Raw genomic sequence first — 21878 nt, forward strand, 5'->3', positions numbered from 1 at the left:
CCCCGCCCACGAATGGCTTAGCCCAGCTCGATGGCTTTCTGGACAGCTTCACCCAGAGTTGCAGGGCTGTCTGCAACAACGATGCCAGCCGATTTCATGGCTTCGATCTTGTCTTCTGCACCACCTTTGCCGCCGGCGACGATTGCGCCTGCGTGGCCCATGCGGCGGCCCGGAGGCGCCGTGCGGCCAGCGATGAAGCCAGCAGTGGGTTTCCAACGGCCTTTTTTCTTCTGCTCCGCCAGGAACTCAGCCGCTTCTTCTTCCGCCGAACCACCGATCTCACCGATCATGATGATCGAGGTGGTTTCATCATCGTCCAGGAACATGTCCAGTACGTCGATGTGCTCAGTGCCTTTGATCGGGTCGCCACCGATACCAACGGCGGTCGACTGGCCCAGACCGATGTCCGAAGTCTGTTTCACAGCTTCATAGGTCAGGGTGCCGGAACGGGACACAACGCCAACCGAACCACGGTTGTGGATGTGGCCGGGCATGATGCCGATCTTACACGCGCCGGGAGTGATCAGGCCGGGGCAGTTCGGGCCGATCAGACGGCTGGTGCTGTCTTCCAGCGCACGCTTCACGCGCATCATGTCAAGCACCGGAATGCCTTCGGTGATGCAGACGATCAGTTCCATTTCCGCGTCAATCGCTTCCAGGATCGAGTCGGCCGCGAACGGCGGCGGAACATAGATCACCGAGGCGTTGGCTTCGGTTTTTGCCTTGGCTTCGTGCACCGAATTGAACACGGGCAGGCCCAGGTGCTCATTGCCACCTTTGCCGGGGGTCACACCGCCAACCATTTTGGTGCCGTATGCGATCGCCTGTTCCGAGTGGAAGGTCCCCTGCGAGCCGGTGAAGCCCTGACAGATGACCTTGGTGTTTTCATCTACGAGAATTGCCATGTCAGTTTTCTCCATAAACGAACACGCCTGCACCAAAGCGAGACGAGTCGCCTTGTTTTCGGAGTGCTCGCACCACAATTCCAGGAGCAATCTGCCATTCAGGACCGTGAGGCCCTTTCTTCATGGCAGGTGTTTCTTCTGAAACGCGGCTGATTAGTTTGTTTAATTCGCGAGTTTCGTTGCGAAAATTGCCGTCGAACCACACGCTGCACACCGAAAGGCCTGAAAGCTTTGAAACAATCGCTTCCTGACCGTTCGGCGTCGCCCAACGCACGTCATCGCCACGTTTTGCGACTTGGGTGTAACCCAGGTCAGCAAAGCCAGCCCCAACTTTGTTGAAGTCAGGAGCTGTGGCCAGACAGGCGGAGATTGCTGCGGCTGCAACGTCCAACATCGCGATTAACCCTTAACCGCTTTAACGATCTTCTCAGCGCCGTCCGACAAGTTGTCGGCTGCGATGACGTTCAGGCCGGAGGTGTTGATGATCTCTTTGCCTTTTTCGACGTTGGTGCCTTCGAGGCGCACAACCAGCGGCACTTCCAGACCAACCTCTTTCACCGCGGCAACAACGCCTTCTGCGATCACGTCACAGCGCATGATGCCACCGAAGATGTTCACCAGGATGCCTTTGACGTTTTTGTCAGAGGTGATGATCTTGAAGGCTTCGGTCACTTTCTCTTTGGTGGCGCCGCCGCCAACGTCGAGGAAGTTTGCAGGCTCTGCACCGTAGAGTTTGATGATGTCCATGGTGGCCATCGCCAGACCAGCACCGTTCACCATGCAGCCGATTTCACCGTCCAGAGCGATGTAGTTCAGGTCGTATTTCGACGCTTCCAGCTCTTTGGGGTCTTCTTCGGTCTCATCGCGCAGGGCCGCGACATCGGCGTGGCGGTAAACCGCGTTGCCGTCAAAGCCCAGTTTCGCGTCCAGAACCTTCAGCTCGTTGCCGGGCATGACGATCAGCGGGTTAATTTCCAGCATCTCCATGTCCTTCTCGGTGAAGGCTTGGTACAGCTGGCTCATCAGCTTGACGCACTGCTTTACCGCGGCGCCTTCCAGGCCCAGAGCAAAGGCGATGCGGCGGCCGTGGTAGGGCTGGTAGCCGGTGGCCGGATCAACCGAGAAGCTCAGGATCTTCTCAGGGGTTGCTTCGGCAACCTCTTCGATGTCCATGCCGCCTTCGGTCGAGCATACAAACGAAATGCGCGAGGTCTGACGATCCACCAGCAGAGCCAGGTACAGCTCACGCTCAATGTCCGAGCCATCTTCGATGTAGATGCGGTTGACCTGTTTGCCCGCTTCGCCGGTCTGGTGTGTCACCAGAGTGCGGCCAAGCATTTTCTTGGCTTCTTCGGCAGCTTCTTCTACCGACTTGGCAAGACGGACACCGCCTTTTTCACCAGCGTCAGCCTCTTTGAAGGTGCCTTTGCCGCGCCCACCTGCGTGGATCTGGGCCTTAACCACCCACAGCGGGCCGTCAAGTTCACCAGCTGCGGTTTTTGCATCCTCGGCCTTCAGGACAACACGTCCATCAGAAACCGGGGCGCCGTATTCGCGAAGCAGTGCTTTCGCCTGATACTCATGAATGTTCATGAACCTATCCCGTCTTGCTACGATTAGACTCCCTATACGCACAGGGTGACCAATTATTTAAGCTGTTTTTGAAGCGAGGGGGGGATTGTGGCCGATTTTCTACGATTTGTGATCACACGTGGAAAAAGCGTGATCACAAATCACATGCCGCCTGCTGGACGGAAAGTTATCCACAGGCTCGAATCGTACGATTATGCTACATAACGGCAGATCCGCCGTGACGGTTGAGCCGTTTGACGGAATATTCTAGAAAAGTTGCGTTTTACGGGAACTGGGGATTTCAGATGAAATGGGATTTGTTTTGCACGGCGTCCGAGCCGACGCCGACCCTTTTGGCCTATATCGCGCATCATTTGCAGCAGGGGGCCAACCACATCTGGATGTTCATGGAGACGCCAGATCCCGACCTTGCGGAGATCGTTGCAGATCTGGACCGCGTGACATTGATCCCCGCGGGACGTGCCGATTGGCCAGAACTGCACGGGCGCGAATTTGGGGGACCTCTGACGTCAAGGCAGATCGCCAACGGGCGTATCGTGAAACACCTGTCGCAAGCGGATTGGATTGGCCATTTGGACGTTGACGAATTTGCGGTTCACATCCCAAGCGTCATGGCCTTTGCGGCAAAGCAACCGGATCACATCTATTGCGTGCACATGCATAACGCCGAACGGGTTGAACTGCGCGGTAGTCGCCCAAAACACATCTATTCCGGTTGGCTGCGCACGCCGTTCATCAATGTGGAACACCCTGCCGTTCAGGCGATCCACGGTGAGTGGAGCGGGTTTCTCAGACGCGGTGTCGCGGGATATGCGATTGGGAAATGTTTCTTCCGGGTCAAAAGTGATTTTGACTACGGTATTCATTCCCTCCAGAACAAAGAGCCAGGATCAGCAAAACCCCATATCGCCAATTACCAAGCGGTGGGCGTGGTGCATTTTGACGGGTTCACCGCCAAACATTGGCTCGACAAGATGACCCGCAAATCTGACAAGGGCCGGACCAACCACCCGGCCGTGCCAGAACGGCAGAACCAGGTGCGCCAACTGTGGGAAATAGGGAATGACCAGAAAAAGCGGCGGGAGCTGTTTCGCAGGGTCAAAACGCTAAGTCTCTGGCAAATGCTGCGTTTGCGGCGCTGGCGGCGGGTGCACCGCATGGTCTGCGACGTCCCGGCCGCGCTGAAGGCGCAGTTTCCGGATCTGACGGTCGATCTGTCACCAGAAGCAATCGACAAGGCGCTTGCGGCGCACATTCAACTGCGTGCCAAAACTGAGGCTGAGTTCGAAGCCGCGCAACGCCAAAAAGGTCGTACTGAAGCGGCAGAGTGAGGGGCTGCAGTGCGTTGCGACACTTAACTTTTGCGCCGCTTCGCATGTGTTACAGCCGCATCAAACAGCCGCCGTGGTGAGTAGCGCCCGCGCATATGCGCGAAATTGGGCACATGGGGCCCGCGGTTTCCCTTGATCGAACGATCCGCTGCCAGCAGGGCGCGGACGTGTTTGCACAGTTCTTTCGTCAGCACGTCTTCGAGGGTGAGGGGATTTTCAGGGCGGCCTTGATGGCTCCGGCGATGCAGCCGAGAGGCATGTAGAATTCTCGGCGCGCGGCTGTGGCTGCTCCAGGCATGAAGCCGCGCGAGCATCATCATGTTGTATTCATGTGGCAATGTGCCGAAAAGGACGGGGCTGTTGAACAGCAGTTGCCGCAGATGTGGTTGATCTGGGCCAGCTTCGCGCCCGTGCCAGCTCTCGGCCCAGTCGGCCAGAAGGGCTTCGTTGTTTTTGCATTTCTTCAGCGCCACCACACCCGAATTCACCATCGGGAAACTATGCGGCACCCCGCGGGAGATGCGTGCATATGCGGGTGACATATTGCTGCCACGCCCCTGCGCGGCGAGAAATTCATATTTTCCAAGCAGTTCAAAGACATCATCGATGGGCGCAATAACCAAAGTGTCCGCATCCAGATAGAGTGATTGATCAAACCGGCTGCGACCCAAAGCTTCGATTTTTGGCCGGGTGGTCGCCCGATCGAGGATGTGAATTTCATCGAACACGGAATCCGTCAGCGGTTCATCGGTGAACAGGTCAATTTGAGCATCGGGATGAATTAGGCGCAGCGCACGGGCGGCGCGGCGTGCCAGCGTGACGTATTTTTCACCTGTGGCAGCGTAGATATAGCCCTGTGACGGCAGCGCTGGATTGCTTTGGTTCAAGGTTACTTCCTTCGGCACAAAAATCGGCCCTTGTTCGACCTAAGCTTTACAATTTGAAATGGCAAAAAGAAACAGGGCCCGGCGTGGTGGCCGGACCCTGTTGCATTCAATTCTGAAACTGGACTTACGCCAGCGAGCTGTCGATGCCTTTGCACGCTTCGACCAGGCCTTGAACGGCTTTGACCGAGACGTCGAACATTTCTTGCTCTTCTTTGTTCAGCTTGATGTTGACGATTTTCTCAACACCGCCGGCACCGATCACGGTGGGCACGCCAACATACATGTCTTTCACACCCAGGTCGCCGTCACAGTAGGCGGCGCAGGGCAAGACGCGCTTTTGGTCTTTCAGGTAGGCTTCGGCCATTTCAATCGCCGAGGTGGCCGGCGCGTAGAAGGCCGAACCGGTCTTCAGCAGGCCAACGATTTCGGCACCGCCGTCACGGGTACGCTGAACGATGGCGTCCATTTTTTCCTGCGTGGTCCAGCCCATTTCGATCAGGTCGGGCAGCGGGATACCGGCAACGGTCGAGTAACGCACCGACGGAACCATAGTGTCGCCGTGGCCACCCAGAACGAAGGCGGTGACGTCTTTCATCGATACCTGGAATTCATCTGCCAGGAAGTGGCGGAAACGGGCGCTGTCCAGAACGCCGGCCATGCCGCAGACTTTATTCGCGGGCAGACCCGAGAATTGCTGCAGGGCCCAGACCATTGCGTCCAGCGGGTTGGTGATGCAGATCACAAAAGCGTCCGGAGCGTTGTCGCGGATGCCTTCGCCGACCGACTTCATAACTTTCAGGTTGATGCCCAGCAGGTCATCACGGCTCATGCCGGGTTTGCGCGGCACGCCGGCGGTGACGATGCAGACGTCTGCGCCTGCGATATCAGCGTAATCCTGGGTACCCTTCAGGTTCGCGTCGAAGCCTTCCGAGGGGCCCGATTCCGCGATGTCGAGGGCTTTGCCTTCGGGGGTGCCTTCCGCGATGTCGAACAGTACAACGTCGCCGAGTTCTTTCAGGGCTGCGAGGTGTGCAAGGGTGCCACCGATCTGTCCAGCGCCGATGAGGGCAATCTTGGGTCTGGCCATGGAATTCATCTCCGGTCCGTTTTGAAATCGCGCATGGGGTAGTCTGTTCCGGCGACTCGCGCAAGAGTGCTGCAATGCGGCAAGCGGATTTTTGTGACTGTCTTGTGACGGTTTTACCTGCTAAATCAGTCCAGATAGCGCTAACACCAGAGGGGAGAGATGGTGCAGCTGGATTTGACGACTTTGGCGATTGCCGCCCCCGCAGTGCTGTTCGCCGGCATCTCAAAGGGGGGCTTTGGCTCTGGCGCGGCCTTTGCTTCGGCAGCGATTCTTGCCCTGGTTCTGGAGCCGGGGCAGGCGCTTGGCATCATGTTGCCGCTGTTGATGCTGGTCGATGTGGCGGCGCTGAAACCCTATTGGAAACGCTGGTCCTGGCCCGATGCCCGGGTGCTGATCCTGGGCTCGTTGCCGGGGGTCGCTTTGGGGGCGTGGCTCTATCAGGTGGCGGATGCGGATGTGTTCCGGGTGCTGATCGGTGCCATCTCGCTCGGGTTTGTGATGTGGCAAATCTCCCTCAAGGCAGGGATGATCCCGGCAGCACGGCGGGCCATGCCGCCCTGGGGTGGGGCGCTTGCGGGCTGTGTTGCGGGCTTCACCAGCTTTGTCAGCCATGCAGGTGGTCCCCCGGCGGCGGTCTACCTGCTGTCACGCGGATTGGGCAAAACCCCGTTTCAGGCGACCACGGTGATCGTGTTCTGGGTGATCAATATCGCCAAGTTCGTGCCCTATGCTTTCTTGGGGATCTTTACCATTGAGACCTTCACCATCGATCTGATCCTTGCGCCGGTGGCGCTGATCGGGGCGTGGATTGGCGTCAAATTGCATTTCAAGATCCCTGAAACGGCCTTCTTTGCCCTGACCTATGTGATGCTGACGGTAACCGGTGCCAAGCTGATCTGGGACGGGCTGACCTGAGGCTAAAGCTCCGCGCCCTGTGTCGGGACCTGTTCTTGTAGCGTTTCAAACCCCTGACCGCTGGCCACCAGACAGGTCAGGCCGCTGGCGCGGGTCACGGTGATGGTCCAGCTGCCGGAGGCCAGTGAGGCAAAGACCTCAACCACGGAATTGTCGTGACCCAGTCCTATTGACTGGCGGCTTTCACCATAATCCTCAGCCAGTTTCTGCACCACGGCATCACGTGGCGCGCAGGCCCGTTGCGCATTGGCGCTGTGGGGCAGGATCAGCGCAAGCAGTATGGCGGCGGTAAACATCGGTTTCATGGTCTCATCCTTTCGAATCTGGGGCTGTGTCCCCCGCCGTGCGGTTGCGTTGGCGGGTTGTTTCACACCCCTGTCAGGTCGGACTTTGTGTCACCGGGTTGCGGGCCTCCCATTGGTCCGTTGCGAATGAGGTTGCGCCTGAGGCCTGAAAATCTGGTTAATTTGCAGCACGTTTCCCTTGTGTTCCTGCCGTCAGACCGCTGAACCAGCGCCAAGACGCTGCGGCAGATCCGGCGCTTTTCTGCGATGCGGCGAAATTTGGCTTGAAGTTTTGCAACGTTTTTGATCTTTGTGGCGCAACAATATTGCGAGGAGACGACAGATGGACATGGCCGCCCGCCCTTACCGATCGGTTCTTTATATTCCCGGATCCAAGGATCGCGCGCTGGACAAGGCCCGCGGCTTGGCGGTGGATGCCATCATCTTTGACCTTGAAGATGCCGTGGCGCCGGATGCCAAGGAAGGCGCACGTGACACCCTGAAGGCCGCACTGGCCGAAGGCGGCTATGGCAACCGTGCCAAGATCGTGCGGATCAACGGGCTGGACACGCAATGGGGCGAAGGGGACGTGGCCGCGCTGCGCGATGCAGATGCTGATGCGTTCCTGCTGCCCAAGGTGAACTCGGCCGCGGATGTACAGGCGCTGGCGGATCTTCTGGGCAATGACACCCCGATCTGGGCGATGATCGAAACCCCGCTGGGGGTGCTGAACGCGCTGGAAATTGCCGCCCACCCGCAGCTGCAGGGGTTTGTTGCAGGCACCAATGATCTGGCCAAAGAACTGAACTGCCGCTACCGCGCCGACCGCCTACCGATGCAGATGGCGCTGCAGACCATGCTGCTGGCCGCCCGCGCCCATGGCGTGGTGGCGGTTGATGGCGTCTACAACCAGTTCAAGGATGATGAGGGGCTGAAAGCCGAATGTGATCAGGGCCGCGATCTGGGCTTTGACGGCAAAACCCTGATCCACCCGGCGCAGGTTGCCGTCACGAATGAGGCCTTCGCCCCGTCAGAGGCCGAGATTGACCTGGCCAAACGTCAGATCGCCGCCTTTGAAGAAAGCGAAGCCGCCGGGCAGGGCGTGGCCGTCGTGGACGGGAAAATCGTGGAAAACCTGCATGTTGAAACCGCGACAAAACTGCTGGCGAAAGCCGCAGCTATTGCGGAGCGCGCCGAATAAGACTTAGCTCAGCCCAGACACATTCTGACACCCACGTATCATACGGAGGCATCTATGATCTGGCTTATTCTGGGCGTGCTGCTGTGGAGCGGCGCACATCTGTTCAAACGGCTCGCGCCCGATGCGCGCGCCCAACTGGAGGAGAAAGGCAAAGGGCTGATCGCGCTGATCTTGGTGGGCTCCATCGTGTTGATGGTGATCGGCTACCGGGCGATGGACTTTATCCCGGTCTACAATCCGCCCTACTTCCTTTTGCACCTGAACAACCTCTTGATGCTGTTTGCACTGTACTTCACCAGCCCCGGGCCGAAAAAGGGGGCGCTGTTTTACAAGATGCGTCACCCGATGCTGACCGGGTTCAAGATCTGGGCGGCGGCGCACCTGCTGGTCAACGGCGATCTGGCCTCGGTGATCCTGTTTGGCGGGCTGCTGGCCTGGGCGGTGATTGAGGTCATTACCATCAACAAGTCCGAACCGGACTGGCAACCGAACGAAAAAGGCAGCATTGCCAAAGACGCTATGTTCTTCGTCGCCTCAATCGTTCTATTGGGGGTGATCGGCTATATCCATGGTCTGATCGGACCATCACCATTTCCGGGGTAAGACATGAAACTCTATCGACTGCTGACCGAAGACGACACTTCGGCCTTCTGCCACAAGGTCACCGACGCGCTGAACAAAGGCTGGGAGCTGCACGGCTCCCCCACTTATGCCTTTGATGCGGCAAACGGGGTGATGCGCTGTGGTCAGGCCGTGGTGAAAGAGGTCGAAGGCACCTACACACCTGACATCAAGCTGGGAGCTCAGTAAGCACATGGCAAAGACCAATGCAGGCCGCTTTTTCGAGGATTACAAACTGGGCGATGTGATCGTCCACGCCGTACCGCGCACCGTCGCGGAGGGGGAACGGGCGCTTTACCATGCGCTCTACCCGGCGCGTCATGCGCTTTATTCCTCGGATGAATTTGCGCGGGACTGCGGTCTTGAAGGCAGCCCGATCGATGATCTGGCAGCGTTTCATGTGGTGTTTGGCAAAACCGTGCCGGATGTCTCATTGAACGCTGTTGCCAACCTTGGCTACGCCGAAGGGCGCTGGGTGAAGCCGGTCTTCCCCGGCGACACCCTGCGCGCGGTCTCTGAGGTGATTGGGCTGAAACAGAACTCCAACGGCAAATCCGGTGTGGTCTGGGTTTACACCCGTGGCTTCAACCAGGTGGGTGAGGTGGTTCTGGAATATGTCCGCTGGGTGATGGTGCGCAAAAAGGATCTGGACGCCCCGGCGCCCGACACAGTGATCCCTGAATTGCGCGCCGCCATCCCGGCCGAGGATCTGTTGATCCCCGAGGGTCTTGATTTCACCCATTATGATTTTGAGCAATCTGGCGAGCCGCATCGCTGGGGCGACTATGAGGTGGGGGAGAAGATCGATCACGTCGATGGCGTCACCATCGAAGAAGCCGAACACATGATGGCGACCCGTCTGTGGCAGAACACCGCCAAGGTGCATTTTGACGCCACCTTCCGGCCCGACGGGCAGCGGCTGATCTATGGCGGGCATGTCATCTCAATGGCGCGGGCGCTGTCGTTCAACGGGCTGGCCAATGCGCAGATGATCGTGGGGCTAAACGGTGGGGTACATGCAAACCCGTGTTTCGCCGGCGACACCATCAAAGCCTGGACCGAGGTGCTGGACAAAGCGGAGACCCCGGCGCCCGGCGTTGGCGCGATCCGCCTGCGTCTGGTTGCCACCAAAGGCGGGGAGCCCTTCGCGCTGAAAGGCGAAGACGGGAAATATGCGCCAGAGGTCTTGCTGGATCTCGATTATTGGGCCTTGATGCCCATGTAATGATTGAAAAGCGAATCCAGAAACTCAACCAAAAGATCGGGGAGCGCATCTACCTCTCCGCGCTGCAAGACTTTGCCTCAGGCCGAACGTCACCCGAACGGCCCGGGGCACTGCTGTGGGGGCTGAGCGCCCTCGTTGTGGCCTGCCCCTATGTCTTCGCCGCGCTAGGCGCGGGGCTGTTGTTCGTGGACTTCCCCAACCTACTGACGCTGGTCTTTGGTGCGGCCTTTCTTGGGCTGGGTTGGATGCTCAGACCGCGAAAACCGCAGCTGCCTGCGGGGGCGGTCGGGCGGGACAGCTTGCCGGAAACCTTTGCCTTGCTGGACGCGATTTCAGCGCAGCTTGATGCCCCGAAGGTTTCCAAAGTGGTGTTTGATAACCAGTTCAACGCCTATGCGGCTGAGGTCCGCAACACCCCTATTGTCGGGATCGGCGCCTTGTTGTGGCTGGCCTCGGACCGGCCGCAGCGCCTGGCGGTTCTGGGCCATGAGCTGGGGCACTTGGCCCATCGTGACACACGCCGGATCGCGCTGCCTGACAGGGCCCTTATGGTGCTGAATGCATGGCAGAAATTGCTGGATATGGATTACTACGTTGATGCGCATACCGGTGTTCTGGAGCGTGAAAGCAATGGCATTTTTGCCGATCTGGTTTCTGCCGCCTTGCGCGGTATCGTCGATACGCTGACATGGGTAATTTTGAAGCTTAGCTTCGCCGAGTCGCAAAAGGCAGAATACTTAGCGGATGCCAGCGGCCTGCGGGTCGCGGGGCGGCAGGCCTCACTTGCGGCATTGGATCTATTGGTGCGGATCGATGCCAGCGGTGCGTTGCGTTCCGGCATCCTGCCGCGCCAGGGCGAGGCGGGCTTTGACTTTCTCAGCCGTCTGGCCGCCACCGTGGATCAGCTGTCCCCCGATCAGGCCGCGCGTGCACTGGCCGTGCATTCCGCCGAAAAGTTGAGCCTCGACACCACCCATCCGCCGACAGCCTATCGCCAAGCTTTCATAAATGGTCTGCCTGAGGCCTTGCTGGAACCACCGCTTGAAATTGCGAATTGGGCCGCCATTGAGGTTGAGTTGAATGCGCCTTTTGAGAAAATCGGCAGGCGCGAAATCGCGGCCTTCGAAGTGCAATAGGTAGCGCTAAACCTGACCGGGCTGAATGCTGCATGGCAGAATCACGGTGCTTTTCTGACTAAAAAACTTGGAAAACCTTTTGTGATCACGCGCTATATCCGTGTGATCACAAAATGCATTATTTCTGTAATTTGTTAAAAGAATAGCCGCGTCACGTCGTCCCTACGTCGTGACATATATGTAAAAACCGCTATGAAAGACCCAAGCAAAGGAACCTAGAAAGGAACTGGTATGGCTGATGTGAACCGCGGCAAACGTCCGCTCTCCCCGTTTATGATCGGACCATATTACCGACCTCAAATCACCTCGATCTCTTCGATCCTGGTGCGCATCACCGCTTTGGCTTCGCTGGGCACTGTGACGCTGTTGGTCTGGTGGCTGCTGGCGGCGGCAACGTCGGATGCGGCGTTTGCCTTCATTGACGGTCTGCTGACCAGCCTGATCGGCGATCTGGTTCTGTTCCTGGCAAGCTGGGCAATCTTCTACCACATGCTGGGGCGTCTGCGTCACGTGGTCTGGGACTTCGGATATTGCCTGGACATCAAGATCTCCGAGAAACTGGGCTGGGGCATGTTTGCCGGGGCCACGGTTTTGGCGCTGATCGCAGCCATCGTACTGTAAGGAGAGAGGCGATGAAGTATCTTACCGATCGTAAACGCGCCGAAGGTCTGGGCGCTGGCGGTGCCGGCAGCCACCACCACTGGAAAATGCTGGTCTCCTCGATCCTGATCGTGGTTCTGGTGCCACTGTTTATCGTGGTCTTCGGCTCTGCCCTTGGCGGCAGCCGCGAAGAGGTTCTGGCCTTCTTTGCCCGTCCCGTTCCGGCGCTGATCGCCGCGCTGGGTCTGGTTGTTGGCATTCGCCACCTGATGATGGAAGCCCACGAAGCCGTCGAAGACTACGTTGGCGGCATCAACCGCAAGCTGACCCTCGTTGCGGTCACGGCCTTTTGCTACACGCTGATGGCTGCCGGTCTTTTCGCTCTGCTGAAAATCGCCCTCTAAGCGTAGGGAAGGAATAAGAACATGACAGCATCCTACGAATATGAAACCCACGACTATGATGTTGTGGTTGTTGGCGCCGGTGGCGCCGGTCTGCGCGCGACACTGGGCATGGCCGAACAGGGCCTGCGCACCGCCTGTGTGACCAAAGTGTTCCCGACCCGCTCGCACACGGTTGCGGCGCAGGGCGGCATCGCCGCATCCCTGGGCAACATGGGCCCGGACAGCTGGCAGTGGCACATGTATGACACCGTCAAAGGCTCGGACTGGCTGGGTGACACGGACGCGATGGAATACCTGGCGCGTGAAGCCCCCAAAGCGGTTTATGAGCTAGAGCACTACGGCGTGCCCTTCTCGCGTACCGAAGAGGGCAAGATCTACCAGCGTCCCTTCGGCGGTCACACCACCGAATTTGGTGAAGGCCCGCCCGTTCAGCGGACCTGTGCAGCGGCGGACCGGACCGGTCACGCGATCCTGCACACGCTCTACGGCCAGTCGCTGAAGAACAACGCGGAATTCTACATCGAATATTTCGCCATCGACCTGTTGATGAGCGAAGATGGCGAATGTCAGGGCGTGCTGTGCTGGAAGCTGGATGACGGCACCATGCATGTGTTCAACGCCAAGATGGTGGTTCTGGCGACCGGCGGTTACGGCCGTGCCTATTTCTCGGCTACTTCGGCCCACACCTGCACCGGTGACGGTGGCGGCATGGTGATGCGCGCGGGCCTGCCGATGCAGGACCTCGAATTTGTGCAGTTCCACCCAACCGGCATCTACGGTTCCGGCTGTCTGATCACCGAAGGTGCACGGGGTGAGGGCGGTTACCTGACCAACTCCGAAGGTGAGCGTTTCATGGAACGCTACGCACCGAACTACAAAGACCTGGCACCGCGGGACTATGTGTCGCGTTCGATGACCATGGAAATCCGCGAAGGCCGCGGTGTGGGCGCCGAAGGCGATCACATCCACCTGAACCTAAGTCACCTGCCGCCTGAGGCGCTGGCTGAACGCCTGCCGGGTATCTCGGAAAGCGCCAAGATCTTCGCCGGTGTTGATGTCACCAAGGAACCGATCCCGGTTCTGCCAACGGTGCACTACAACATGGGCGGCATCCCGACCAACTACTGGGGTGAGGTGCTGAACCCGACCGAAGAGAACCCGACCGCCGTTGTGCCCGGCCTGATGGCTGTTGGTGAAGCGGGCTGTGCCTCGGTACACGGGGCAAACCGCCTCGGTTCGAACTCGCTGATTGACCTTGTTGTGTTTGGCCGTGCCTCGGCAATCCGCGCCGGTCAGGTTGTCGATGCGGCGGCCCCGATCCCGCAGGCGCCGAAAGATCAGATCGAAAAGGCCTTCGCCCGTTTCGACGGTCTGCGCTACGCCAAAGGCGCGATCCCAACCGCGGATCTGCGTCTGGAAATGCAGAAATGCATGCAGGCCGACGCCGCCGTGTTCCGGACCGCCAAGACCATGGCCGAAGGTGTTGAGAAAATGACCGAGATTGCCGGCAAGATGGGCGATCTGAAGGTCACCGACACCTCGTTGGTGTGGAACTCGGATCTGATGGAAACGCTGGAACTGACCAACCTGATGCCCTCGGCGATCTCGACCATCGTCAGCGCAGAAGCCCGTCAGGAAAGCCGCGGCGCCCACGCGCATGAGGACTTCCCCGAGCGTGACGATGAAAACTGGCGTGTGCACACCGTCAGCCGCGTTGATGAGACCGGCACCAAGGTGGACCTGTCTTACCGTCCGGTGATCACCGATCCGCTAACTGGTGAAGCCGAAGGTGGCATCAGCATGAAGACCATCGCGCCGAAAGCGCGGACATTCTGATGCGTTATCGGGGTTTGGTGATTTACCCGCCAGACCCCGGCTACGACGTCTTGTGAGGTGGAACCGTTTGAAACGCGTCCTGTTGACATCGAACCATCTTTTTCGCTGGGCCGGCTCCGAGCTGGTTGTCGTTGAGCTTGCAGAAGAGCTTCAGCGGCAAGGACTGCGGGTAGATGTCTGCGCTCATGAGATTTCTGGCGAGGTGCGGGAACACCTTGCAGCGGCAACCACAAACTTGTTTGAGGATCCTGAGGCCGTCTGTCTGTTTGACTATGACGTGGTCATCAGCCTCCATTCCGTGTTGCCACGGATCTTTAATGCTGCCCTAAAATCTGGGTCGTCACAGAACAAAACTTGGCCAGCGTTCGTATTTTTCCACCTCTCACCGTTTGAGCCTTATGAGGCGCCGGGGCCGTTTATCGAACGGCGCTTTGCGGATGTCGTGGTGGCCAATAGCCAGGAAACCGCGGCTGAGCTGGCGACATATGGCGGCAAATTTGCCGACGCTGTGGTATTTGCCAATCCAGCCCCGCTGGCGTTCGCAAATTCCGATTCTGCGCCCAGCAAGTTGAAAACATTGCTGGCTGTATCCAACCATCCACCAGAAGAGTTCGCCAAAGCCTGCAAAATCTTACGTTCTGGCGGTGTGAAAGTGCACCGGATCGGCCGTAAAAATGTTCCGATGCGGGTCACCGAGGGCATGATTTCACAGGCTGACGCGATTTTCACGATCGGTAAAACAGCGCAATATTCCTTCCGATCGGGCCGTCCTGTTTACTGCTACGACCGTTTCGGCGGTCCGGGGTGGCTGTCCGCAGATAACTTCGACAAGGCTGCTGAGTTTAACTTTAGCGGGCGATGCACCAACCTCAAACGGTCGTCACAACAGATCGCCGATGAGATCGTGTCGAGATTTGAACAGGCTGCAGCTTTTGCGGATGAGCTGAAATCCTCCAACCTCGATCGCTATCGCCTCGAAGCCTGCGTGGAAAAACTGCTTGAAGCAGCGCAGACCGCATTGGATGCCAAAGACCGGAACGCGCGATTGGATCAGATGTTTGCCGATCCGGACGTTCAAAGTGAGATCAAGGTTGAAGCAGCGTCCGCGTTGCTGCTGTCGCGGGAGTTCTTGCGGCGCCGGTTCTTGGAAAAGAAACGTGAAAAGAAGCGGCAGATGTTCAGCTTTGGGTGTGGGGCTCAGCGGTCTATCCTTGGTGTGAAAGCAGGTAGGTCATGACACAGATCCGCATAATCCTGCCTTGCCCGCCAAGGAAAAAAGGCCGCGCATGGGGCGATTGGTACTTTGGCCATAGTCTGGGTGATGCTTTGGAGCGCCAAGGCTGCACTGTCCGCTACACCTACCGTCATTCCAATCGGCTGCGGCGTCTAAAGGCATGGATGCTGCGCCTTGTGTCGCGCGATGATGTTGAGATCGTGATCCGGGGCTCGGTGGCATGGAAGCCCCTGCCATGGAAACGCTGCGTGCAGTGGGTGATCTCGCAAACAGATACGCTGGAGCGTGAAAGCTTCCGCGCGTTCGATCATGTTTTTTTCGGGTCTGACCGCTATCTGGCGGAACATTCAGCGTCCTGTAAAAGCGCTTCGTTGCTTCTGCAGTGTACAGATAACACCTGTTTCGCCCCCAATGCCACCGGGCCCGAGACCGAAGTCCTGTTTGTGGGGAACAGACGTCCCTATGCCAAACGCGATGTGGTGAAACGGGCGATCGAAGCGGGTTTCAAAGTCGCAGTGTGGGGCAAAGGATGGGACGGTGAAATCCCCGAAACCTCCTATGCTGGGTCACACATCAAAAACAAAGAGCTTTCCGCGCATTATGCGTCGGCCCGTGTGGTCCTGAATGATCACACCGCAGACATGCGCCGGGATGGGTTCGTGTCAAACCGGGTGTATGATGTTCTGGCAAGCGGAACACCTGTTGTGACCGAGGATATGCCGGGCATACCCGCCGATCTGAGACCCTATTTGTTCCTCTACAGCAATGAAGAGGAACTGATTGAGCGTTTGACCGAAGCGAAAGAAGCTTCGCCAGAACGTCGAATGGAATTGAAGACGTTTGCGGACGTCGTCCGACAAGAACACAGCTTCGATCGCCGTGCCAGCACCATCCTTGAGGTGGTGTCCGGCCTGAGCGAGGCAACGAATGCGATGAACAACCAAACGGCACTTAAACCCGGAGGATAAACCTATGGTCCAGCTGACCCTACCCAAAAACTCGAAAGTTAAGGTCGGTAAAACTTGGCCGAAGCCGACCGGTGCGAACAACATCCGTAAGTTCCAGATCTATCGCTGGAACCCCGATGATGGTGAGAATCCTCGGGTGGACACCTATTTTGTCGATATGGACAAATGTGGCCCGATGATTTTGGACGCGCTGATCAAGATCAAGAATGAGATTGATCCGACCTTGACCTTCCGCCGGTCCTGCCGCGAAGGCATCTGTGGCTCCTGTGCGATGAACATCGATGGGATCAACACGCTGGCCTGTATCTACGGCATGGATGAGATCAAGTCGGACGTGGTCAAGATCTACCCGCTGCCGCATATGCCGGTGGTGAAGGATCTGATCCCGGATCTGACCCATTTCTATGCCCAGCATGCCTCGATCATGCCGTGGTTGGAAACCAAGACCAACCGCCCGGCGAAAGAGTGGAAGCAGTCGATCGAAGACCGCAAGAAGCTTGATGGCCTGTATGAATGCGTGATGTGCGCCAGCTGCTCGACCTCTTGCCCCAGCTACTGGTGGAACGGCGACAAATACCTCGGCCCGGCCGCACTGCTGCACGCCTACCGCTGGATCATCGACAGCCGTGATGAGGCCACCGGCGAGCGTTTGGACAATCTTGAGGATCCGTTCAAACTCTACCGTTGCCACACCATCATGAACTGCGCCAAGACCTGCCCAAAGGGTCTGAACCCGGCAAAAGCCATCGCAGAAATCAAGAAAATGCAGCTGAGCCGCGCTGTGTGATCACAGCCTCCAGGCACAGACAGTTATCAGAAAGGCCCGCCGGTTTGGTGGGCCTTTTTTTTTGGGGTAACACGTTCCGCCACTTTCCCCATGGTCAATCATGCGCCTGCTGCATAGCAGCATGACCGGATTGGAGGGTGCAGAAAATCGCGCCAACCCTATATGCTGCATTGCAGAAAGATACTCCCTCCACCCCATATAATGATTGCAGACATGACCGACGCACAGATCCAGAAAACCGACGCAGAGCTGGCCCTTGAGGCGCTGAACCAGGCATATGAGTATTACACTCCGACCCCCGTTCTGGTGACCGAGGTGGAAGAACCCGTCGAATATTACGAATACGCTGCGGCCGCCTGACCCCCCTCGGATCCGGCAGGACCAGCGTGGAGCGCTCCCGTATCGGGGGCGCTTTGCTGTTTCTGGGTGACGCGAGGTTTGCCTTGGGCGCAGCGGGGGCTGGCCTTACCTTCCCTTACCAAAGGGAGGAGAACCTATGGTCGATGTCATCGTTGTTGGGGCCGGTCTGGCTGGATTGGTGGCCGCACATGAGGCCGCATCGCGGGGCCGTCAGGTGCTGCTTCTGGATCAGGAGGGTGAACAGAGCCTTGGCGGACAGGCCTTCTGGTCGCTCGGTGGTCTCTTCATGGTCGACACGCCGGAGCAGCGGCGTATGGGGATCAAGGACAGTGCAGATCTGGCGCTGAACGACTGGATGGGCAGCGCTGGTTTTGACCGGGCTGAGGATGCCAATCCCCGCAAGGTGGCTGAGGCCTATCTGGAGTTTGCCGCTGGTGAGATGCGGCCCTGGCTGGCCTCACTGGGGATGCGCTGGTTTCCGGTGGTGGGCTGGGCCGAACGGGGTGGCGCACTGGCGGATGGCCATGGAAATTCGGTTCCGCGGTTTCACCTGACATGGGGCACAGGCCCCGGTGTTGTGGCGCCTTTCGAACGGCTGGTGCGCCAACATGTGGCTGAGGGCAAAATCACCTTCGGGTTCCGTCATCGCGTCAGCGGCCTGATCGTCGAAAACGGCACCTGCGTCGGGGTGCAGGGCGATGTGCTGTCGGAGGACAGCGCCGCACGTGGCCGCTCCACCAATCGTGAGGTTGTCGGCAGTTTTGAACATCGCGCCTCTGCGGTGGTGATCACCTCGGGCGGGATTGGTGGCAACCATGATCAGGTGCGCCAGAATTGGCCGGTGGACCGGCTGGGCCAGCCGCCACAGCGAATGGTCGCGGGCGTGCCGGACTACGTGGACGGCAAGATGCAGCAGATCGCCAAATCCGCCGGCGCCGGCGCCATCAACGAAGATCGGATGTGGCATTACACCGAAGGGCTGGCGAACTGGGATCCGATCTGGCCCAACCATGGCATTCGCATCCTGCCCGGCCCGTCCTCTCTGTGGTTTGACGCATTGGGCCAACGGATGGAGGCGCCCTGCCTGCCGGGCTTTGACACGCTGGCAACGCTGAAGCGGATCCTGTCGACGGGGCATGAACACAGCTGGTTCATCCTGACCCAGAAGATCATCAAAAAGGAATTTGCGCTCTCGGGCAGCGAACAGAACCCCGATTTCACCTCAGGCAAATGGCTCGAGGTGATCAAATCCCGCATCCTCAACAAACAGGCCACCGGCCCGGTGGAGGCCTTCAAGGAACATGGTGAGGATTTTGTGGTCGCTGACACGCTGGCCGATCTGGTGCAAGGCATGAACCAGATCACCCCGGATGCGCCGCTGGATCTGGCGGCGATCAAAGCGCAGGTTGAGGCACGCGATGCCCAGATGGACAACCCCTTTGCCAAGGACGCACAGGTCATCGCCATCCGGCAGGCGCGGCAGTATCGCGGCGACAAGCTGGTGCGCACCGCCAAGCCGCATCGCATTCTGGATCCGGAGGCCGGGCCGCTGATCGCGGTGCGCCTAAACATCCTGACCCGCAAGTCGCTGGGCGGTCTGCACACGGACGAACAGGCACGGGTGCTGCAGCCGGATGGATCGGTCTTTGATGGGCTGTTTGCAGCGGGGGAGGTCGCGGGCTTCGGCGGCGGCGGCTATCACGGCTATAGCGCGCTGGAGGGCACTTTCCTCGGCGGCTGTATATTCTCGGGCCGGGCGGCGGGCCGGGCGGTCTAGGCAGCGCCTCAACGCCGAATTGGGCTTTCGCCGCGCGCGCCGCTCTGTCACATCACGGGCATGATTATCGTCGTTGGGCTGATCATCGCCTTTGTCGTTATGCTGCTGTTGAGCAATCGCAAAACCCGCCAATGCAAATGGCGGGCGGATCGGTCGCGCGACCGCGAGGGGCAAAGCTATCACCGTTGCGTGGTCTGTGGTGAGATCTGCTTTACAAACGATGGCAAGCCACCAAAGATCTGCCGGACCGAGGTGCCGCCGCCGTCGCTCTAGATGCGCTGCCAGCGGTCCCCGTTTGCAAGGAGTTCACAGATGACCAATATCCCCGCTGACTCGGCTGGCGTTGCTACCACTGCGCCGAAAATGGCCCCGGAAGACGCAGAGGCCCGCCGCGCCGTCAAACCGGTGATTTGCTACCCGAATGACACTTTGGCGCCGCCTGATCTGGCGCTCTATCACGCGGCGCGGCAGACGGCGGTCAAGGTGGATGAGGTTACGGTGCCCCCGCGTGACGGCGCCAGTTTCACCGTCAAAGCCGGGCAGTTTTTCCGCATCACCTCCATTGAGGGGCCGCAGGTGGGCGATCTGAATCTGTTCAATGCAAATGAACTGAGTGAGAAGTTCTACTCCGGCAAGACCCGCGCGCTGCACGGCACCCATATCACCACCGGCGAACGCATGTGGTCCAGCCACCCCTATCTGCGCCCGATGGCGACGATCACCGAGGATACGCTGGGCTGGTATGGGATCGATGAATTTGGCGGGTCGGTGCATGATGTGATCGGCACCCGCTGTGATCCCTACACCAACAACCTGCTGAGCGGGGGGCAGTATCATCATTGCTGCCACTCCAACCTGACCCGCGCCCTTGCCGATCACGAAGGCATCGCGCTGGCCGAGGCGGAACCGCAGGTGCATGATGTGCTGAACGTCTTCATGTGCACCGGCTTCACCCGTGACACGGGCCAGTATTTCATGAAGGCAAGCCCGGTGCGCCCCGGCGATTATCTGGAGATGTTTGCCGAGATCGACCTCCTGGGCGTGCTGTCTGCCTGTCCCGGCGGCGATTGCTCGTCTGAACACTCCTCGGATGAAGCGGCCTGCCACCCGATGCTGGTGGAGGTCTTTGCCCCCGCCGAGGGCGCCTTGGGCGATTGGACCAGCCCGCCGGTCAACGGCTACGATCGCAGCCACGGGCGGTGATCTATTCAAGGAAAGTGCGGGGCGCTGCCCCGCGCCCCGGAGTATTTTTGAAACGTTGAAAGCGGTTCAGCTTTCGTGGATGAACTGCAGCTGGTCAAAGCTGGCGCGCCACTCTGCCACTTCGCCCGCTTGGGTTTCGGGCTGATCACTGCGCAGCGCGGCGGCGATCAGCTTGGCCAGACGCGGCATATCCGCAACCGTCATGCCAAAGCGCACCAGTTCCGGCGTGCCGATCCGTAACCCGTTCATATCCCCTGCAACCTCCGCGATGGGCAGGCCGATCCCGCAGGCCAAGAACCCTGCTTTGCGCAGGTGTTTTGAGGCCGTCTGGCCGCCGCCAAACTCCGCCGCTTCCAGTGCAAACTGATGGGACAGTGTGGCGCCTGCGTGGGTTTTGAACGGGGTGAGGCCTTCAGCCTCCAACGCAGCTGCCAGGGCCTGCGCCGTGTCGATCATCGCCTGGGCGTAAGCCCTGCCATGGTCGCGCCAATCCAGCATGGAGACCGCAAGTGCGGCGGATTTGGCGGCATCGAAATTGGCGGTCATGCCGGGGAAAGCAATGGCGTCCAGCCGTTCGGCAATCGCGGCCTCATTGGTGACAATCAGCCCTGAAGGCGGGCCGCCCAGCGATTTATAGGTGCTCATCGTCATCAGATGCGCGCCTTCGGCCAGCGGGTTGGGCCAGGCTTTGCCGGCGATCATCCCGCATTGATGGGCGGCATCAAACAGCACCTTGGCGCCAACCTGATCGGCGATGGCGCGGATTTCGGCCACCGGATGTGGGGTCAGGTTCAGGCTGCCGCCGATGGTGATCAGCTTGGGCTTCACCTGCCGCACCAGTGCCTCCAGCGCGGGCAGGTCGACGGTGTAGCCATCTGCGGTGACCGGGGCCATATGGCTCTGCAGCCCGTAAAGGCCGGCGCAGCCTGCGCTGTGGTGGGTGACATGGCCGCCAATGGCCGCGGGCGGCGTGATGATGGCATCACCGGGGCGGGTCAGCGCCATGAAGGCATAGAGGTTTGCGATGGCGCCAGAGGGCACGCGAATCTCGGCAAACTGTGCTTCAAACACCTCGGCGGCAAGGGCGGCGGCGATCACCTCAATCTCTTCGATGGCTTCCAGCCCCATCTCATATTTGTCACCGGGATAGCCCAGCGACGGCCTTGTGCCGAGGCCCGAGGCCAGCAGCGCCTCAGCGCGGGGGTTCATCACATTGGTCGCCGGGTTGAGGTTGAAGCAGTCGCGTTCGTGGATCTCTTTGTTATGGCTAGCCAGCGCTTCCACCCGGGCGGCCAGTGCGGCGCTGCCGGTGCCGGGGATCTTGGTGCTGATCTCTTGCACCCGGGTCTCACAAGGGGCGGGCACCCAGTCCCGTTTGGCGAGTGTGGTCATGGTGGCATCCTTTCCTGAGGCCTTGGATCTTGTGTTTAAGGATTGGCGCAATAAGGGCTGGGCGCAAATCAGATTTCCTGTAGGGTAGGCGTAGAAAAACTATGGGTGTAATGCCCGCCAGACCGGAGGTCG

The 21878-nt window shown here is 59.1% G+C and carries 24 protein-coding genes; 17 read left to right on the plus strand and 7 right to left on the minus strand.

What is annotated here, in order from left to right; genetic code table 11:
- Positions 1-17: 17 nt before the first annotated feature.
- From sucD to sucC, 3 genes are read right to left on the minus strand one after another with little or no spacing between them, the layout of a single operon-like run.
- The gene (gene sucD / locus ACORLH_RS02925; RefSeq protein ID WP_321831113.1) at positions 18-905 is read right to left on the minus strand and encodes a succinate--CoA ligase subunit alpha; all 888 of its coding nucleotides are present in this window, start codon (positions 903-905) and stop codon (positions 18-20) included.
- 1 nt (position 906) lies between these two features.
- Positions 907-1299 (minus strand): hypothetical protein, encoded by a 393-nt coding sequence (locus tag ACORLH_RS02930; protein WP_321831114.1) that lies wholly within the window; start codon positions 1297-1299, stop codon positions 907-909.
- A 5-nt stretch (positions 1300-1304) separates the two neighbouring features.
- Entirely contained in the window at positions 1305-2498 is a 1194-nt protein-coding gene (gene sucC / locus ACORLH_RS02935) for an ADP-forming succinate--CoA ligase subunit beta (RefSeq protein WP_058243293.1), read from the minus strand.
- A 284-nt stretch (positions 2499-2782) separates the two neighbouring features.
- On the opposite strand from sucC, the gene ACORLH_RS02940 reads away from it, so the two are divergent.
- Positions 2783-3829 carry a glycosyltransferase family 2 protein gene (locus tag ACORLH_RS02940; RefSeq protein ID WP_321831115.1) on the plus strand — a complete coding sequence of 349 codons (1047 nt, stop codon included), beginning with the start codon at positions 2783-2785 and terminating at the stop codon, positions 3827-3829.
- A 23-nt stretch (positions 3830-3852) separates the two neighbouring features.
- Here the strand turns inward: ACORLH_RS02940 and ACORLH_RS02945 are convergent, their stop codons facing one another.
- Positions 3853-4716 carry a hypothetical protein gene (locus ACORLH_RS02945; protein ID WP_321831116.1) on the minus strand — a complete coding sequence of 288 codons (864 nt, stop codon included), beginning with the start codon at positions 4714-4716 and terminating at the stop codon, positions 3853-3855.
- Positions 4717-4840: 124 nt separating this feature from the next.
- The gene (gene mdh / locus ACORLH_RS02950) at positions 4841-5803 is read right to left on the minus strand and encodes a malate dehydrogenase (RefSeq protein ID WP_058243440.1); all 963 of its coding nucleotides are present in this window, start codon (positions 5801-5803) and stop codon (positions 4841-4843) included.
- A 159-nt stretch (positions 5804-5962) separates the two neighbouring features.
- Here mdh and ACORLH_RS02955 point away from each other — a divergent pair, with 159 nt between their 5' ends.
- Positions 5963-6718 (plus strand): sulfite exporter TauE/SafE family protein, encoded by a 756-nt coding sequence (locus ACORLH_RS02955; protein ID WP_321831117.1) that lies wholly within the window; start codon positions 5963-5965, stop codon positions 6716-6718.
- 2 nt (positions 6719-6720) lie between these two features.
- Here ACORLH_RS02955 and ACORLH_RS02960 read toward each other — a convergent pair whose 3' ends face one another.
- Entirely contained in the window at positions 6721-7023 is a 303-nt protein-coding gene (locus ACORLH_RS02960; protein ID WP_321831118.1) for a hypothetical protein, read from the minus strand.
- 322 nt (positions 7024-7345) lie between these two features.
- On the opposite strand from ACORLH_RS02960, the gene ACORLH_RS02965 reads away from it, so the two are divergent.
- From ACORLH_RS02965 to ACORLH_RS03035, 15 genes are all read left to right on the plus strand, one after another.
- Positions 7346-8203, plus strand: coding sequence for a CoA ester lyase (locus ACORLH_RS02965; protein ID WP_321831119.1), 858 nt, complete (start codon positions 7346-7348; stop codon positions 8201-8203).
- Between the two features lie 54 nt (positions 8204-8257).
- Entirely contained in the window at positions 8258-8806 is a 549-nt protein-coding gene (locus ACORLH_RS02970) for an NnrU family protein (RefSeq protein WP_321831120.1), read from the plus strand.
- Between the two features lie 3 nt (positions 8807-8809).
- Positions 8810-9013, plus strand: a complete 204-nt coding sequence (locus ACORLH_RS02975) for a DUF1737 domain-containing protein (RefSeq protein ID WP_058243286.1) — start codon at positions 8810-8812, stop codon at positions 9011-9013.
- A 4-nt stretch (positions 9014-9017) separates the two neighbouring features.
- Positions 9018-10049 carry a MaoC family dehydratase gene (locus tag ACORLH_RS02980; protein WP_321831121.1) on the plus strand — a complete coding sequence of 344 codons (1032 nt, stop codon included), beginning with the start codon at positions 9018-9020 and terminating at the stop codon, positions 10047-10049.
- The gene (locus tag ACORLH_RS02985; protein ID WP_321831122.1) at positions 10049-11185 is read left to right on the plus strand and encodes a M48 family metallopeptidase; all 1137 of its coding nucleotides are present in this window, start codon (positions 10049-10051) and stop codon (positions 11183-11185) included. Before ACORLH_RS02980 ends, ACORLH_RS02985 begins: the two co-directional genes overlap by 1 nt.
- A 231-nt stretch (positions 11186-11416) precedes the next feature.
- Positions 11417-11806 carry a succinate dehydrogenase, cytochrome b556 subunit gene (sdhC, locus tag ACORLH_RS02990; protein ID WP_321831123.1) on the plus strand — a complete coding sequence of 130 codons (390 nt, stop codon included), beginning with the start codon at positions 11417-11419 and terminating at the stop codon, positions 11804-11806.
- A gap of 11 nt (positions 11807-11817) precedes the next feature.
- On the plus strand, positions 11818-12189 hold the full coding sequence (locus ACORLH_RS02995; protein ID WP_058243282.1) for a succinate dehydrogenase, hydrophobic membrane anchor protein: 372 nt from the start codon (positions 11818-11820) through the stop codon (positions 12187-12189).
- A gap of 21 nt (positions 12190-12210) precedes the next feature.
- Positions 12211-14025, plus strand: coding sequence for a succinate dehydrogenase flavoprotein subunit (gene sdhA / locus ACORLH_RS03000; RefSeq protein ID WP_321831124.1), 1815 nt, complete (start codon positions 12211-12213; stop codon positions 14023-14025).
- A 67-nt stretch (positions 14026-14092) separates the two neighbouring features.
- A complete protein-coding gene (locus ACORLH_RS03005) occupies positions 14093-15262 on the plus strand; it encodes a glycosyltransferase (protein ID WP_321831125.1) in 1170 nt (389 codons plus the stop codon).
- A 161-nt stretch (positions 15263-15423) separates the two neighbouring features.
- A complete protein-coding gene (locus ACORLH_RS03010; RefSeq protein ID WP_321831126.1) occupies positions 15424-16227 on the plus strand; it encodes a glycosyltransferase in 804 nt (267 codons plus the stop codon).
- Between the two features lie 4 nt (positions 16228-16231).
- Positions 16232-17014, plus strand: a complete 783-nt coding sequence (locus ACORLH_RS03015; RefSeq protein WP_321831128.1) for a succinate dehydrogenase iron-sulfur subunit — start codon at positions 16232-16234, stop codon at positions 17012-17014.
- A 213-nt stretch (positions 17015-17227) separates the two neighbouring features.
- Complete coding sequence (locus ACORLH_RS03020; RefSeq protein ID WP_321831129.1) at positions 17228-17374, plus strand: hypothetical protein; 147 nt, start codon at positions 17228-17230, stop codon at positions 17372-17374.
- Between the two features lie 136 nt (positions 17375-17510).
- A complete protein-coding gene (locus ACORLH_RS03025) occupies positions 17511-19151 on the plus strand; it encodes an FAD-binding dehydrogenase (protein WP_321831130.1) in 1641 nt (546 codons plus the stop codon).
- A gap of 60 nt (positions 19152-19211) precedes the next feature.
- A complete protein-coding gene (locus ACORLH_RS03030; protein WP_321831131.1) occupies positions 19212-19424 on the plus strand; it encodes a hypothetical protein in 213 nt (70 codons plus the stop codon).
- Positions 19425-19463: 39 nt separating this feature from the next.
- Entirely contained in the window at positions 19464-20354 is an 891-nt protein-coding gene (locus tag ACORLH_RS03035; RefSeq protein ID WP_321831132.1) for an urea carboxylase-associated family protein, read from the plus strand.
- Positions 20355-20420: 66 nt separating this feature from the next.
- On the opposite strand, the gene glyA is transcribed toward ACORLH_RS03035, so the two are convergent.
- Positions 20421-21746 carry a serine hydroxymethyltransferase gene (gene glyA / locus ACORLH_RS03040; protein WP_321831133.1) on the minus strand — a complete coding sequence of 442 codons (1326 nt, stop codon included), beginning with the start codon at positions 21744-21746 and terminating at the stop codon, positions 20421-20423.
- Between the last annotated feature and the right edge of the window lie 132 nt (positions 21747-21878).

It is taken from the genome of Thalassovita sp., assembly GCF_963691685.1.
Lineage (GTDB): Bacteria > Pseudomonadota > Alphaproteobacteria > Rhodobacterales > Rhodobacteraceae > Thalassobius.

Excerpts from the sequence above, each read along its gene's own strand:
- sucD (WP_321831113.1), bottom strand. The coding sequence starts at position 905 with ATGGCAATTCTCGTAGATGAAAACACCAAGGTCATCTGTCAGGGCTTC.
- ACORLH_RS02930 (WP_321831114.1), bottom strand. The coding sequence starts at position 1,299 with ATGTTGGACGTTGCAGCCGCAGCAATCTCCGCCTGTCTGGCCACAGCT.
- sucC (WP_058243293.1), bottom strand. The coding sequence starts at position 2,498 with ATGAACATTCATGAGTATCAGGCGAAAGCACTGCTTCGCGAATACGGC.
- ACORLH_RS02940 (WP_321831115.1), top strand. The coding sequence starts at position 2,783 with ATGAAATGGGATTTGTTTTGCACGGCGTCCGAGCCGACGCCGACCCTT.
- mdh (WP_058243440.1), bottom strand. The coding sequence starts at position 5,803 with ATGGCCAGACCCAAGATTGCCCTCATCGGCGCTGGACAGATCGGTGGC.
- ACORLH_RS02955 (WP_321831117.1), top strand. The coding sequence starts at position 5,963 with ATGGTGCAGCTGGATTTGACGACTTTGGCGATTGCCGCCCCCGCAGTG.
- ACORLH_RS02960 (WP_321831118.1), bottom strand. The coding sequence starts at position 7,023 with ATGAAACCGATGTTTACCGCCGCCATACTGCTTGCGCTGATCCTGCCC.
- ACORLH_RS02965 (WP_321831119.1), top strand. The coding sequence starts at position 7,346 with ATGGACATGGCCGCCCGCCCTTACCGATCGGTTCTTTATATTCCCGGA.
- ACORLH_RS02970 (WP_321831120.1), top strand. The coding sequence starts at position 8,258 with ATGATCTGGCTTATTCTGGGCGTGCTGCTGTGGAGCGGCGCACATCTG.
- ACORLH_RS02975 (WP_058243286.1), top strand. The coding sequence starts at position 8,810 with ATGAAACTCTATCGACTGCTGACCGAAGACGACACTTCGGCCTTCTGC.
- ACORLH_RS02980 (WP_321831121.1), top strand. The coding sequence starts at position 9,018 with ATGGCAAAGACCAATGCAGGCCGCTTTTTCGAGGATTACAAACTGGGC.
- ACORLH_RS02985 (WP_321831122.1), top strand. The coding sequence starts at position 10,049 with ATGATTGAAAAGCGAATCCAGAAACTCAACCAAAAGATCGGGGAGCGC.
- sdhC (WP_321831123.1), top strand. The coding sequence starts at position 11,417 with ATGGCTGATGTGAACCGCGGCAAACGTCCGCTCTCCCCGTTTATGATC.
- ACORLH_RS02995 (WP_058243282.1), top strand. The coding sequence starts at position 11,818 with ATGAAGTATCTTACCGATCGTAAACGCGCCGAAGGTCTGGGCGCTGGC.
- sdhA (WP_321831124.1), top strand. The coding sequence starts at position 12,211 with ATGACAGCATCCTACGAATATGAAACCCACGACTATGATGTTGTGGTT.
- ACORLH_RS03010 (WP_321831126.1), top strand. The coding sequence starts at position 15,424 with ATGCTGCGCCTTGTGTCGCGCGATGATGTTGAGATCGTGATCCGGGGC.
- ACORLH_RS03015 (WP_321831128.1), top strand. The coding sequence starts at position 16,232 with ATGGTCCAGCTGACCCTACCCAAAAACTCGAAAGTTAAGGTCGGTAAA.
- ACORLH_RS03020 (WP_321831129.1), top strand. The coding sequence starts at position 17,228 with ATGACCGACGCACAGATCCAGAAAACCGACGCAGAGCTGGCCCTTGAG.
- ACORLH_RS03025 (WP_321831130.1), top strand. The coding sequence starts at position 17,511 with ATGGTCGATGTCATCGTTGTTGGGGCCGGTCTGGCTGGATTGGTGGCC.
- ACORLH_RS03030 (WP_321831131.1), top strand. The coding sequence starts at position 19,212 with ATGATTATCGTCGTTGGGCTGATCATCGCCTTTGTCGTTATGCTGCTG.
- ACORLH_RS03035 (WP_321831132.1), top strand. The coding sequence starts at position 19,464 with ATGACCAATATCCCCGCTGACTCGGCTGGCGTTGCTACCACTGCGCCG.
- glyA (WP_321831133.1), bottom strand. The coding sequence starts at position 21,746 with ATGACCACACTCGCCAAACGGGACTGGGTGCCCGCCCCTTGTGAGACC.